We start from the raw sequence: 13,661 nt of genomic DNA on the forward strand, positions 1-13,661 counted from the left end.
AGGTTTCGCAATGCTAGTCTCAGTTTTGCCCGGCGTCGAGCCAGGTGATGCACAACAACAAAAATTCAGGAGAACTGCATGCCTAACACCGATCTCGCCACCTCGTTCAGCGGCCAATACTTTGTCGTCACCGGCAGCACCCAGGGCCTCGGCGCCGCTGTCGCGCACACCTTGGCCCGGCGTGGCGCCGCCGGCTTGATCATCTGCGGGCGCCGCCGTGCCCAGGGCGAGGAGCAAGTGCGGCAGTTGGCCCAGCTGGATTGCCAGGCGTTTTTTGTCGAGGCGGACCTGGAGAAGGTCGAGGATTGCCGGGCGATCATCGACGCGGCGCGCACCCACTTCGGCACCTTGCACGGCTTGGTGAACTGCGCCGGCATGTCGGATCGCGGCACCATCCTCGACACCTCGCCGGAGCTGTTCGACACACTATTTGCGGTGAATGTGCGGGCGCCGTTTTTCCTCATGCAGGAAGCGCTGAAGCTGATGATCAGTAAAGGTGTGGAAGGCGCCGTGGTGAATATCCAGAGCGTTACCGGGCATGGCGGGCAATCGTTTTTGAGTGCATATGCGGCGTCGAAAGGCGCGCTGGCGATCCTCACCAAGAACGTCGCGTTCACTGCGCTGCGCAACCGTATCCGCGTGAACGGCTTAAACATCGGTTGGATGGACACGCCCCACGAAGATGATATCCAACGCCAGTACCACGGTGCCCAGGACGGCTGGCTGGCAGAGGCCGAAAGCGCGCAGCCGTTCGGGCGCCTGCTCAAGCCGGAGGAAGTGGCGCGCAGCGTGGCGTTTTTGCTGTCCAGCGAATCGGGGATGATGACCGGCTCGGTGATCGACCTGGAACAAGGCGTGGTCGGCTGCACCGACGGTGGCAGCCCGCAACCGCACCAGGCCTTGAGCCTGCCAGGGTGTGTGTGATGTCGGCGTTTGTCAGCGCTGAGGCCGTACGCCTGGCGGATTTCAGCCAGCTTTGTGCGCAGCAGGCGCAGGCCGAGGATTACCCGCTGTGCCAGGAGGTGCTGAGCAATGTGCCGATCTATCAGGCCCAGACCCTGCGCAACAGCGACCGCCGCAGCGTGATGAATGAGCTGCACCGGCTGTTCCGTGACGGGCCGGGGGTGATGGTGGTGCGCCGGGCCTATGAAGATTTGGAAGTGGTGGACCGGCACAGCCAGGTGTTCGAGGCGATCTTTGCCAATGAGGCCGCCCAAGGCGTGGCCGCCGACCACTTCGCCAAGGCCGGCAGCAACGGGCGCATCTGGAATTCGTTGCAGAAAGCCGCGTTGCAGTCGCCCGAGTCGTTTGCCGAGTACTACGCCAATCCGCTGCTGGGGCTGATTGCCGAGGCGTGGCTGGGGCCGAGTTTTCAGGTGACGGCGCAGGTCAACGTGGTGCATCCCGGCGGCCAGGCGCAGCAGCCGCACCGCGATTACCACCTGGGTTTCCAAACCAATGATGTGGTGGAACGTTTCCCCCTGCCCTTGCACGTGCTGTCCCAATATCTGACGCTGCAAGGCGCGGTGGCCCACACGGATATGCCGCTGGAAACCGGGCCGACCCAACTGCTGCCGTTCTCCCAGCAATACGCCTTGGGTTACCTGGCATGGCGCCGCGAAGAGTTTATCGACTACTTCCAGCAACACGCGGTGCAGTTGCCGCTTCACAAGGGCGACCTGCTGTTCTTCAACCCGGCGCTGTTCCACGCCGCCGGCACCAACCGCACCGCCGACCGCCAGCGCATGGCCAACCTGCTGCAAATTTCCTCGGCGTTCGGCAAACCCATGGAAGCCCTCGACCGCGACCGTATGATGCTCGCGGTGTACCCGGCGCTGCTGGCCAATCCGTCCCTGGATGCCGAGGCCGTAATCGCTTGCACGGCCGACGGTTATTCCTTCCCCACCAACCTCGACACCGATCCGCCGCTCAAAGGCCTCGCCCCGCAAACCGGACAACAACTGATGCAACAGGCACTGAGCGAACGCTGGCCGCTCTCGGACTTCGCGGCGGCGGTGGCGCAGATGCGCGCCAAGCGCCAGGCCTGAATCACCCCTGCTTTAACAACAATAACAACGGAGCAAAACCATGAAGAAGCACGTCCTTGCGGCACTGTTTACCCTTGCCGTCACGCCGTGGGCGCTGGCCGATATCCGTATCGGCGTGAGCATCGCCCAGGTCGATGATGTATTCCTCGCGCAGATGCGCGACTACATGGCCGCCCACGCCAAGGAGTTGCCCGGCGTGACCCTGCAATTCGAAGATGCCCAAGGCGATGTGGTGCGTCAGCTCAACCAGGTGCAGAACTTCACCGCCCAGGGCATGGACGCGATCATCGTCAACCCGGTGGACACCGCCGCTACGGCGAAGATGAGCACCAATGCCCAACAGGCCAAGACCCCGCTGGTCTACGTCAACCGCCGCCCGGATGCCCAGCAATTGCCGCCGGGTGTCGGTTATGTGGGCTCCGATGAGGTCAAGGCCGGGGAGATCCAGATGCGCTACCTGGCCGAGAAAATGGGCGGCAAGGGCAACCTGGCAATCATGCTCGGGCTGCTGTCCAACAACGCCACCCACAACCGCACGCTGGGGGTAAAGACCGTGCTCAAGGATTACCCGGAGATCAAGATCGTCGAGGAACAAACCGCGGAGTGGCAGCGCAACAAGGCGATCGACCTGATGAACAACTGGATCGTCTCCGGGCGCAAGATCGACGCAGTGGCGGCGAACGCCGATGAAATGGCGATTGGCGCCGCCATGGCCATCAGCCAGGCTGGCATGCAACCGGGCAAGGACATCCTCGTGGCAGGCAGCGACGGCGGCCCAGCCGGGTTGGATGCAGTGAAAAAGGGCCAATTGCTGGTGACGGTGTACCAGGACAATAAAGGCCAGGCGGTGGGCTCGATTGACCTGGCGGTGAAGATGGTGAAGAAGGAACCGTACACCGCTGAACTGACGATTCCTTATCAGCAGATCACCAAGGACAATTACCAGGCGTTCCTCAACCCATAGCCCCCAAAGCTCCCACATCTTGATCTGTGAACCCACTCAACTGTGGGAGCTGGCTTGCCTGCGAAAGCGGCGGCACAGGTAACATCTCTACCAGCAGTGCCGCCGCCTGTGGGAGCTGGCTTGCCTGCGATGGCGGCAGCACAGGCGACATCTCTACCAGCACTGCCGCCGCCTGTGGGAGCTGGCTTGCCTGCGATGGCGGCAGCACAGGCGACATCTCTACCAGCAATGCCGCCGCCTGTGGGAGCTGGCTTGCCTGCGATGGCGGCAGCACAGGCGACATCTCTACCAGCAATGCCGCCGCCTGTGGGAGCTGGCTTGCCTGCGATGGCGGCAGCACAGGCGACATCTCTACCAGCACTGCCGCCGCCTTCGTAGCCTCGCTAAAGCTCGACAACTCCCACATTTGATCGGCGGTGCTCTCCAAGATCCAGGATCCGAGGCCGAACAGGCAGGCCACCCCCACGCCATAGGCCAGTGTGCGCCAAGGTTGCCATCCCATCAGGTACGCCACGGTATGCAGCACCCGCGCCAAGGTGAAAACACCGAACAGCCATAGGATCGCGGCGCTGTCACTTTGCAGCGCGACACACAACCCGCCCAACACAAAAAACAGCGGGATGTTTTCCAAGTCATTCGCCCACGCCTTCGCGGCCCTGGCGACTTGTGGCAGCTCCTCGCACTGCGCGCTGCGATTAAAAAAAGCCGCATCTTCCCGATTGGTAAACGCCCGCCCCCGTATACGGAAATATCCCTGATAACAGGAAATGGCGAACATCTTCACGCACAGCACCAACACGCACACCGCATAGACCGGTAAAAGATCATTCATCCCTGAACCCCTTCACCACGATATAAAGCAGCGGCCCCACTGACACAAACACCGCCGTCAGCAAAAAATACGGCAGCACCGAACGCAGCGACCGCCCTCGCCCAAGCGCATCCCGATACATCCACACACACGCCAGCGCCGCCATCAGATACAGGTCGATCACCACCTGCGCCGTGTCCGGCCGCGCCAGCAATTCCCGCCCAAACGCCAGCAGCGACTGCTCCGCCGTCAGCATCGTGAACAAGGTATACAGGGTAAATCCCAGCAAAGCGGCCAGGGCTATGTAGGGTCTGTGCATGGTCTCGTCCTTGGAATGATGGAGGCCCACGTTAGTGATAAGGTTGCGCCCCTCGCAATGACCTCGGAGGTCATGAACCGCTCATGGACAACCCACCCAGCGCCGGCGAACAGCTGCGCCAACTGCGTCGCCAGGCCAAGCTCAGCCAACTCGACTTGGCCTTGATCACCGGGGTTTCCCAGCGCCACCTCAGTTGCCTGGAAACCGGCCGCGCCAAACCCAGCTCCGCCACGCTGCACAATTTGCTGACGGCACTGGAGGTGCCGCTGGAGCAGTGCAACCGTGTGTTCCTCGCCGCCGGCTTCGCCCCGCGCTACGGCGCCACGCCGCTTGAGGCGCCGGCCATGGCGGCGATTCGCGAAGCCGTGGACCATGTGTTGCACGCCAACAATCCCGCGCCGGCAATCCTGCTGGGCAGCCAGTGGGAGGTGCTGGCGGCCAACGCAAGTACCGCCGTGTTGTTTGGCTTGGTGGGCATACCGCCGGATGCGGCCGCTGGCTTGAACCTGCTGGGTACCCTGCTGCAACCCGGCGGCCTCGGCGATCACCTGAACAATGCCGACGAGATCCGCACCCTGGCTTGGCAACGCGCCACCCGCGAGGCATTGGGCAACCCTGAACTGGCCGCATTGCTCGCAGAGTTGCCGGCGCCAACGGGCAGCGAGTTGCCCCGGGAAATGCCACCCCTGGTGCTGACCCGCATCCGCTCAAGCCAGGGCGAGCTGAACTTCCTCTCCACCTTCACCACCTTCGGCATGCCCCAGGACATCACCCTCACCTCCCTGCGTATCGAACATCTGATTCCGGCTGACGCACACACTTGGCAGATAATGCGTACCGCCTATGCGGACTATTCGGCGCTGGTTTTGTGAAATATCTGTACGTAGACTGCCGCCATACCCCCACTTGAAGGCGGCGAAAAAAACGTGATGCAAGTAACCGAAGTCTCCATTGCCCAATTGCGCGCTGCGCTGGAATCCGGCCAGACCACTGCCGTTGAACTGGTCCAGGCGTACCTGGCGCGAATCGACGCCTATGACGGCCCCCAGACCGCCACCGCGCTGAACGCCGTGGTCGTGCGCAACCCGCAAGCCCTTGAAGAAGCCCAGGCGTCCGATGCGCGCCGGGCCAAGGGCGCAACCCTGGGGCCATTGGATGGCATTCCGTACACCGCCAAAGACAGCTACCTGGTCAAGGGCCTGACCGCTGCATCCGGCAGCCCGGCCTTTGCCAAACTCGTCGCGCACCGCGACGCCTTCACCATCGAGCGCCTGCGTGCCGGCGGGGCGATCTGCCTGGGCAAGACCAATATGCCGCCGATGGCCAACGGCGGCATGCAACGCGGTGTGTATGGCCGCGCCGAAAGTCCCTACAACGCCAACTACCTGACCGCACCGTTTGCCTCTGGCTCGTCCAACGGTGCCGGCACCGCCACGGCTGCGAGCTTTGCGGCGTTCGGTTTAGCGGAAGAAACCTGGTCCAGCGGGCGAGGCCCTGCGTCCAACAATGGCCTGTGTGCCTACACCCCGTCCCGTGGAGTGATTTCGGTGCGTGGCAACTGGCCGCTGACGCCGACCATGGACGTGGTGGTGCCCTACGCGCGCACCATGGCCGACCTGCTGGAAGTGCTCGACGTGGTGGTCGCCGAAGACCCCGACACCCGTGGCGACCTGTGGCGCCTGCAACCCTGGGTGCCGATCCCGAGCGTAGCCTCGGTACGCCCGGCGTCCTACGCGGAACTGGCGGTGGATGCCGCCTCCCTGGCCGGCAAACGCTTCGGTGTGCCGCGCATGTACATCAACGCCGATGCCGACGCCGGCACCAGCGAGAAACCCGGCATCGGCGGCCCGACCGGGCAAAAGATCAACACCCGCGCCACGGTGATCGACCTGTGGCAGGCCGCGCGCCAAGCCCTGGAAGCGGCCGGTGCCGAAGTTATCGAGGTGGATTTCCCGCTGGTGTCCAACTGCGAAGGCGATCGCCCCGGCGCGCCGACGGTGTTTACCCGTGGCCTGGTGTCCAAGGAATTCCTCCACGATGAGCTGTGGGAATTGTCCGCGTGGGCCTTCGACGATTTCCTGCGTGCCAACGGCGACCCAAGCCTCAACCGCCTAGCGGATGTGGACGGCCCGAAAATCTTCCCCCACGACCCCGGCACCTTGCCTAACCGTGAAGACGACCTCGCCGCCGGCATGGACGAGTACGTGCGCATGGCCGAACGCGGCATCACCCCGTGGAACGAGATCAGCACCGTGCCCGACGGCCTGCGCGGCCTGGAGCAAACCCGGCGGCTGGACCTGGAAGACTGGATGGACAACCTCGGCCTCGACGCCGTGCTGTTCCCCACCGTGGCCGATGTAGGCCCGGCGGATGCGGATGTGAACGAAGCGTCGGCGGATATCGCCTGGAGCAATGGCATCTGGGTGGCCAACGGCAACCTGGCGATCCGCCACCTGGGCGTCCCGACGGTCACCGTGCCGATGGGTGTGATGGCGGACATTGGCATGCCGGTCGGGCTGACGTTTGCCGGGCGTGCCTATGATGATTCGGCGTTGCTGCGCTTTGCGGCGGCGTTTGAAGCGACGGGGAGCAAACGCCAGGTTCCGCCGCGTACGCCGCCGTTGCCAGTAGCCTAAACACTCTAATACAGGCTCACCGCGGTCACTGTGGGAGCCGGGCTTGCCCGCGATGGCGGTGGTTCAGTTGGTAGATCTTTTGCTGACAAACCGCTATCGCAGGCAAGCCAGCTCCCACATTGATCGCTCCCACCTTTGGCTTTGTATTTCAAATCAGGGGATATAGGGCACCGCAATCAGCAAGATCGCCGTACCATGGGCCACCGCCGCTGGCAACACGCCATAACGCATGCGCACCAACGCACACGCCAGCCCTTCGAGCAACGTAAAGAGCAACACCGGCCAGCCCAGTTGCGTCACGCTCAACGCCAGGAAGGCATGGCACGCCGCAAACGCCACCCCACTGATCAACGCCGCGCGCAACAGCGTGACGTGTTGTTCCAGGTAACCCTGCAAAAACCCACGAAACAACACTTCTTCCAGGGCATTGGCGCCAAACGCCAACACCACCATGCCCGGCAACCACACCCAATAGCCGTGGATCGTCGACGCATCGATGCCTTGGTAAATCCGCAGCGGCACGCCGATCAAGCCCCCGACCACCAGCCCGCACGCCAAGCCAATGCCAGGGTGGCCGAGGGTCCAGCGGATCAGCCGCCACAAATCCGGCGCGATGCGTGCCAGCAGCATGATCAGCAGCACCGAGAGCCAGCCCAGCATCGCCAGCACAAACGCATTGGCGCTGAAGGCGATCTGCACCTCGCTGCCCAGCGCCCACATGCCCAACGGTGTCATCACGTCGCGCATCAGCACAAACGCTGCCAGCAGAGTCAGGATGCGCATCGCCGGCAGCGTCTTGGGCGTCAGCGCAAACCACAGGCCGAACAGCGCCAGGCCGGGGGTCAGGTGGCTGGCGTAGTCGACCAACACCCACATGCCTTCGGTGATCACGCGCGCGACTCCTGGTGATCGGGGTTGCGACGCCGCCATTCATCCACTGCATCGCCCAGGTTCTTGGCGATGCCATTGCGAATCCAGGCCATGAAAGATCGATCGAATTTAAACCCCGGGCCGCAGTGCTCCAGCATGAAGCGGCGTACGTTCTGGGTGTTTTTATAGCTTGGCGTTACAGGGGTGGCGCGGGTGATGATGTCGCTGTGCCAGTCAAATTCCATTTTGTCTCTCGGGTGTTTTGTTGTTTGGGGGACAGCATAGCGATGTGCCACTTTGCCAGGAAGAATCGGTCAGGATTATTTGTAGTAGTAGGACGTCGTATATTTATATTCATCGCAATCCCTCCAATCTTTTCAAGATATTTCAAATTTCACTTTCTTTCTTGCTGACAAATATTGCATGGTTGTACGACGACTTAAGCCGTCGTATTCACCCCCACAACAATAAGGAAACACCCATGCCCAACGTCAAAGTGCTGATCGGTTTTCTGTGCCTGTTCAGCGGCTATGTGGCCGCCGCCCCAGCGGAAAAGGACGTGGCCCAAGCGGTCGATCAACTGACCCAGGCCATGCTCCACCTGGACCTCAAGCAGCTGCATGCGCTGACTTCCGACACGCTCACCTACGGCCATTCCAGCGGCAAAGTGCAGAACAAGGCGCAGTTCATCGCCGACCTGGAAACCCACACCAGCGCCTTCAAGACCCTGGAAATGCAGAACCAGACCATCACCCTGAACGGCGACACCGCCCTGGTACGCAACCACTTTCACGCCTTGGCAGTGAACAGCGGCGTCGAAGTGCCCACCGACATCGATAACTTCCAGGTCTGGCAGAAGCAGCATGGCAAATGGCTGCTGATCGGGCGCCAGGCCTACAAATACTGATTTACCACGCCACCACCTTGCGCACCTTCACCAGCGCTTCGCGCAGCGCCGGCATGGCCACCGAGCCCAATGCCAGGCGTAACGCGTGGGGCACCTGGGCCGATACCGCAAACGGCTCGGCGGTGGACACGGAAATATGCTCGCGCTGCAAGGTCATGGCGATCTGATCAGCGCGGAACTCCTCCGCCAATGGCAGCCACAAGAAATACGATGACGGGTGACTGAGGTAATCCAGCCCCGTCAGCACCCGCGCCGCCAACGCCTGGCGCGCCTGGGCATCCGCGCGCTTTTGCGCTTCCAACTGGGCGACAGTACCGTCTTCGATCCAACCCACGGCAATCGCGCTCATCACCCCCGGCACGTTCCAGGTGGTGGCCATGATGGTGCGTTCCAACACCTTCACCCACTCGGCAGGCGCCGCGACAAACCCGACCCGCAGCCCCGTCGCGACACTTTTCGACAACCCACCCACGTACACCGTGCGCTCCGGCGCCAAGGTCGCCAGGGACGGCGGCGGGTTTTCGACCAGGAACGCGTAGGCGGCGTCCTCGATAATCATCAGATTGTGCTGGCGGGCAATGGCCACCAATTGCTCGCGCTGCTCCAGGCTCATGACCCAGCCCAGCGGGTTATGCAGGGTCGGCATGCTGTACACCGCGCGCACCGGGCGCTTGCGGCACAGCTGCTGCAAGTGATCGAGGTCGGGGCCTGCGGGCGTGACAGGAATCGCGACGATTTCCAGGTGCAGGGTCTCGGCCAGCACCTTGAAGCCCGAATAGGTCAGCGCATCGACGGCGATCACATCCCCTGGTTTGAGCAGTGCCATCATCGTCACTGCCAATCCGTGCTGTGCGCCACTGACCACCAGCACCTGCTCGGCTTCGACCGCCAGCCCTCGGCTCAATAGGTGATGGGCCAGCACGGCGCGCTCATGGATGCGACCGGCATGGGGCTGATAACGCAACAGCGCTTCCAGGTCGCCGGACAATGCCAACTGGCGCAGGGCCGTGCGCAGCAAATCCGCCTGGCCCGGCAGTGACGGATAGTTGAAGTTCAGGTCCAGCATGCCCGTTGCAACGTTCATCTGCCCGCTGCCCTGCCCTGGCGGCAAGGCGATCTCACGCACAAAGGTGCCACGCCCGGTTTCACCGCTGACCAGGCCCATGGCCTCCAACTCGGCGTACACCCGGCTGGCGGTGACCAGCGCCAAGCCATGCTCGGCGGCCAATTGCCGATGGGTCGGCAGGCGCGTGCCGGGCGGCATGTCGCCGTTGCGGATGGCGGCGGCAAAGGTATCGACCAGCGACTTGTAGCGGGCGCGCGGCATAGGGCTGTATCCATGACAATTTTTTGATTGTACTAATCTTCAACTTTAGGATGGCCAGCACGCAATCATTCTTTTCAGGCCACTGCCCATGGAACGCACTTCTTCTCTCAACACCCTGGACAGCAGCACCCAGGGCTGGATCAACGGCTTTATCGGCGTGGTGATCTTCAGCGGCTCGTTGCCGGCCACGCGCTTGGCGGTGATGGAGTTCGACCCGGTGTTCCTGACCATGATCCGCGCCGCCATTGCCGCCGTACTCGGATTGTTGCTGTTAGGGCTATTCAAGGAGAAACGTCCGGCACGCAACCAGTGGGCTCCTTTGGTGATCGTCGCGCTGGGCGTGGTCATCGGCTTCCCCTTGCTCACGGCACTGGCGCTGCAATACGTGACCTCCGCCCACTCCATCGTGTTTATCGGCCTGCTGCCGCTGGCCACGGCGGTGTTCGGCGTGCTGCGCGGCGGCGAGCGTCCGCGTCCGGTGTTCTGGCTGTTTTCGATCCTGGGCAGCGTGCTGGTGATGGGTTATGCGTTTGCCCAAGGCTTGAGCGCGGCGCCGGCGGGTGACGTGTTGATGTTGTTGGCGGTGCTGGTGTGCGGCCTGGGGTATGCCGAAGGCGCCAAGTTGTCGCGAAGCCTCGGCGGCTGGCAGGTGATCTGCTGGGCGCTGGTAGTGTCGCTGCCGGTGGTGCTGCCGTTGAGCCTGATCCTCGCCCCCGCGAGTTTACGCGGCATCAGCCTGCCTGCATGGCTGAGCCTGGGCTATGTGGCGGTGTTCAGCATGCTGATCGGCTTTGTGTTCTGGTATCGCGGCCTGGCCCAGGGCGGTATCGCGGCGGTGGGCCAGTTGCAATTGCTGCAACCGTTCTTCGGCCTGGCGCTGGCGGCAGGCTTGCTGCATGAGCAGGTCAGCCTGGGCATGGTGCTGGTCACCGTCGCGGTCATCGCTAGCGTGGCCGGCGCGAAGAAGTTCGCCCGCTAGCGTTGCGGCGCGACCATCTTGAACTTGATGTGGATGTCATTGGACACCACGCTGTTGCCGGCCCACTCGCCCTCGCCGATCTTGAAGTCGGCGCGCTTGAGGATGAACTCGCCGTCGAACACACCAATGCCGCCCTGCTCCTTGAGCACCACATCCACCGTCACCGGTTGCGTGATGCCTTTGAGGGTCAGGTTGCCGTTGATCTTGAAGCGATTGTCCCCCAGCGCCGTGGCGCCGCTGGATTGGTAGACGCCCTGCGGATAGGTCGCGGTATCGAACCAGGACGGACGCTGCAATTGATCATTGGCGTCCGGGCTGCCGGCATCGATGCTGGCAAGCTGGATGGTGAGCAGCGCATGGGCCGCCTCGGGGTGCTGCGTGTCAAACGCCAGCGTCCCTTCAAACTCGCCGAACGTGCCATAGACCCGCTGCCCGAACTGCTGGAAGGTGAAGCTGATCTGGCTGGCCGCGCGGTTGACGTCCCGGTACTCCACGGCCTGGGCACTGGAAAACCCACCCAGGGCCAGCAACACGATTGGGAAAAGTCGAAGGTTCATGCAACGCTCCGCAAGAAGTAAGGCCACCGTGTTCCCATCCTGCCCGTGTCCTGCTAAACAGAGTAGCCCCCCAAAATAATAAGGACGTTTCATGCACCCTGCTTCCCTCCAGGACATTACCGCTCCCGAAGGCATCTGCTACGGCTGCGGCGCCAGCACCCCCCACGGCCTGCACATCAAGAGCCGCTGGGACGCCGACGGCATCCACCTGATCGCCGAACATCTGCCCGACGCCCAATACAGCGGCTGGCCCGACCTGGTCTACGGCGGCCTGATCGCCATGCTGGTGGATTGCCATTCCAACTGGACGGCCATGGCCTACCACTACCGAGCCGAGCAGCGCGAACCCGGTAGCCTGCCGCGCATCGACTGCGTCACCGGCAACCTGGGCATCAAGTTCATCAAGCCGACACCCATGGGCATCACGCTGACCTTGCGCGCGCGGGTCGAGGGCGATGTGGGGCGCAAAAGCCGCGTGGTCTGCGAGGTGTACGCGGGTGACGTGCTGACGGCCATTGGCGACTCGGTGTTCGTGCGCGTCGACACCGGCCAATTGGCCGCCACCGCCCATGGCCGCGAGGGTTGAAGGTGGTTTACATTGACCGCCACCGCTAATCGAGGAATGCACCGATGACTCGTCTCACCGCGAAAGACTTTGCGCCCGAACTGCTGGAACTCTACGACGGCTATGCCCACGGCAAGATCAACCGCCGCGAATTTCTCGACCGCGCCGCGCTGTTCACCTTTGGCGGCCTGACCGCCTCGGCGTTGCTGGCGGCCCTGAGCCCCAACTACGCGCTGGCCGAACAGGTGAAATTCACCGACCCGGATATCGTCGCCGACTACATCACCTATCCCTCGCCCAAGGGCAACGGCACCGTACGCGGCTATCTGGTGCGCCCGGCCAAGGCCGCAGGCAAATTGCCTGCCGTGGTGGTTGTGCATGAAAACCGTGGCCTCAACCCGTATATCGAAGACGTCGCGCGGCGCCTGGCGAAAGCCGGTTTTATTGCCCTGGCCCCCGATGGACTGACCTCGGTGGGCGGCTACCCCGGCAACGATGAAAAAGGCGTGGCCCTGCAACAGACCGTTGACCCGACCAAGCTGATGAACGACTTCTTCGCCGCCATCGAATGGCTGATGCACCACGACAGCAGCACCGGCAAGGTCGGCATCACCGGCTTCTGCTACGGCGGCGGCGTGACCAATGCGGCGGCGGTGGCCTACCCGGAATTGGGTGCGGCGGTGTCGTTCTATGGGCGCCAGCCGGACGCCAAGGACGTACCGCGCATCAAGGCGCCGATCATGCTGCATTTTGGCGAGCTGGATACGCGGATCAATGAGGGCTGGCCGGCGTATGAAGCGGCGTTGAAAGCCGCGGGCACCACGTATGAGGCGTTTATCTACAAGGGCGCCAACCATGGTTTCCACAATGATTCGACGCCACGGTATGACGAGGCGGCGGCAAATCTGGCGTGGGAGCGCACGCTGGGCTGGTTCCGCAAATACCTCGCCTGACGCCAATCCAGTTGTGGGCACTGGCTTGTGTGGGAGCTGGCTTGCCTGCGATAGCGGTGTATCAGTCACCCCTTGATTGACTGACCCACTGCCATCGCAGGCAAGCCAGCTCCCACCTTTGAACGGGTTCACAAAGCAAAATGTGGGAGTTGTCGAGCTTTAGCGAGGCTACGAAGGCGGCGGCATGGTCGATAGAGATGACGCCTGTGCCGGCGTCTTCGCAGGCAAGCCAGCTCCCACCTTTGAACGGGTTCACAATTCAGAATGTGGGAGTTGTCGAGCTTTAGCGAGGCTACGAAGGCGGCGGCACTGCGGGTGGAGATGTCGCCTGTGCCACCGCTTTCGCAGGTAAGCCAGCTCCCACATTGGAGCGGGTTCACAAATCAAAATGTGGGAGTTGTCGAGCTTTAGCGAGGCTACGAAGGCGGCGGCACTGCGGGTGGAGATGTCGCCTGTGCCACCGCTTTCGCAGGCAAGCCAGCTCCCACATTGGAGCGGGTTCACAAAGCAAAATGTGGGAGTTGTCGAGCTTTAGCGAGGCTACGAAGGCGGCGTCACTGCGGGTGGAGATGTCGCCTGTGCCACCGCTTTCGCAGGCAAGCCAGCTCCCACATTGGAGCGGGTTCACAAATCAAAATGTGGGAGTTGTCGAGCTTTAGCGAGGCTACGAAGGCGGCGGCACTGCGGGTGGAGATGTCGCCTGTGCCACCGCTTTCGCAGGCAAG

At 62.7% G+C, this 13,661-nt stretch carries 14 protein-coding genes and 1 pseudogene; 9 read left to right on the plus strand and 6 right to left on the minus strand.

Annotated features, from left to right (window positions below; all coding sequences use genetic code 11):
* The first annotated feature begins 78 nt into the window (after window positions 1–78).
* From ACU688_RS15015 to ACU688_RS15025, 3 genes are read left to right on the plus strand one after another with little or no spacing between them, the layout of a single operon-like run.
* The gene (locus tag ACU688_RS15015) at window positions 79–924 is read left to right on the plus strand and encodes an SDR family oxidoreductase (protein WP_448185373.1); all 846 of its coding nucleotides are present in this window, start codon (window positions 79–81) and stop codon (window positions 922–924) included.
* Window positions 924–2,048 (plus strand): phytanoyl-CoA dioxygenase family protein, encoded by a 1,125-nt coding sequence (locus ACU688_RS15020; protein WP_448185374.1) that lies wholly within the window; start codon window positions 924–926, stop codon window positions 2,046–2,048. The genes ACU688_RS15015 and ACU688_RS15020 overlap by 1 nt, the downstream gene beginning before the upstream one ends.
* 40 nt (window positions 2,049–2,088) lie before the next feature.
* Window positions 2,089–3,012 (plus strand): sugar ABC transporter substrate-binding protein, encoded by a 924-nt coding sequence (locus tag ACU688_RS15025; RefSeq protein WP_448185375.1) that lies wholly within the window; start codon window positions 2,089–2,091, stop codon window positions 3,010–3,012.
* A 427-nt stretch (window positions 3,013–3,439) separates the two neighbouring features.
* Here ACU688_RS15025 and ACU688_RS15030 read toward each other — a convergent pair.
* Together ACU688_RS15030 and ACU688_RS15035 are read right to left on the minus strand one after the other, a co-directional pair.
* Window positions 3,440–3,844: pseudogene (locus tag ACU688_RS15030) on the minus strand (MAPEG family protein); the annotation flags it as partial.
* Complete coding sequence (locus ACU688_RS15035) at window positions 3,837–4,142, minus strand: DUF2834 domain-containing protein (RefSeq protein ID WP_448185376.1); 306 nt, start codon at window positions 4,140–4,142, stop codon at window positions 3,837–3,839. The pseudogene ACU688_RS15030 and the gene ACU688_RS15035, both read right to left, overlap by 8 nt.
* An 83-nt stretch (window positions 4,143–4,225) precedes the next feature.
* Here ACU688_RS15035 and ACU688_RS15040 point away from each other — a divergent pair, with 83 nt between their 5' ends.
* Window positions 4,226–5,014, plus strand: coding sequence for a helix-turn-helix domain-containing protein (locus ACU688_RS15040; RefSeq protein WP_448185377.1), 789 nt, complete (start codon window positions 4,226–4,228; stop codon window positions 5,012–5,014).
* Between the two features lie 54 nt (window positions 5,015–5,068).
* Window positions 5,069–6,778, plus strand: a complete 1,710-nt coding sequence (locus tag ACU688_RS15045) for an amidase (protein WP_448185378.1) — start codon at window positions 5,069–5,071, stop codon at window positions 6,776–6,778.
* 153 nt (window positions 6,779–6,931) lie between these two features.
* Here the strand turns inward: ACU688_RS15045 and ACU688_RS15050 are convergent, their stop codons facing one another.
* Complete coding sequence (locus ACU688_RS15050; protein ID WP_448185379.1) at window positions 6,932–7,669, minus strand: CPBP family intramembrane glutamic endopeptidase; 738 nt, start codon at window positions 7,667–7,669, stop codon at window positions 6,932–6,934.
* The gene (locus tag ACU688_RS15055) at window positions 7,666–7,893 is read right to left on the minus strand and encodes a DUF6434 domain-containing protein (protein WP_448185380.1); all 228 of its coding nucleotides are present in this window, start codon (window positions 7,891–7,893) and stop codon (window positions 7,666–7,668) included. The genes ACU688_RS15050 and ACU688_RS15055 overlap by 4 nt, the downstream gene beginning before the upstream one ends.
* 236 nt (window positions 7,894–8,129) lie before the next feature.
* On the opposite strand from ACU688_RS15055, the gene ACU688_RS15060 reads away from it, so the two are divergent.
* Entirely contained in the window at window positions 8,130–8,555 is a 426-nt protein-coding gene (locus tag ACU688_RS15060) for a nuclear transport factor 2 family protein (protein WP_448185381.1), read from the plus strand.
* Window position 8,556: 1 nt separating this feature from the next.
* Here the strand turns inward: ACU688_RS15060 and ACU688_RS15065 are convergent, their stop codons facing one another.
* Window positions 8,557–9,882, minus strand: a complete 1,326-nt coding sequence (locus tag ACU688_RS15065) for an aminotransferase-like domain-containing protein (protein ID WP_448185382.1) — start codon at window positions 9,880–9,882, stop codon at window positions 8,557–8,559.
* Window positions 9,883–9,970: 88 nt separating this feature from the next.
* On the opposite strand from ACU688_RS15065, the gene ACU688_RS15070 reads away from it, so the two are divergent.
* Window positions 9,971–10,861 (plus strand): DMT family transporter, encoded by an 891-nt coding sequence (locus ACU688_RS15070; protein ID WP_448185383.1) that lies wholly within the window; start codon window positions 9,971–9,973, stop codon window positions 10,859–10,861.
* Here ACU688_RS15070 and ACU688_RS15075 read toward each other — a convergent pair.
* Window positions 10,858–11,418 carry a YceI family protein gene (locus ACU688_RS15075; RefSeq protein ID WP_448185384.1) on the minus strand — a complete coding sequence of 187 codons (561 nt, stop codon included), beginning with the start codon at window positions 11,416–11,418 and terminating at the stop codon, window positions 10,858–10,860. The genes ACU688_RS15070 and ACU688_RS15075 overlap by 4 nt on opposite strands.
* Window positions 11,419–11,509: 91 nt before the next feature.
* On the opposite strand from ACU688_RS15075, the gene ACU688_RS15080 reads away from it, so the two are divergent.
* Both ACU688_RS15080 and yghX read left to right on the plus strand, forming a co-directional pair.
* Complete coding sequence (locus ACU688_RS15080; protein ID WP_448185385.1) at window positions 11,510–12,004, plus strand: PaaI family thioesterase; 495 nt, start codon at window positions 11,510–11,512, stop codon at window positions 12,002–12,004.
* A 44-nt stretch (window positions 12,005–12,048) separates the two neighbouring features.
* Window positions 12,049–12,936, plus strand: a complete 888-nt coding sequence (yghX, locus tag ACU688_RS15085; RefSeq protein ID WP_448185386.1) for a YghX family hydrolase — start codon at window positions 12,049–12,051, stop codon at window positions 12,934–12,936.
* Window positions 12,937–13,661: the final 725 nt, after the last annotated feature.

It is taken from the genome of Pseudomonas acericola (SeqCode) (assembly GCF_053456465.1).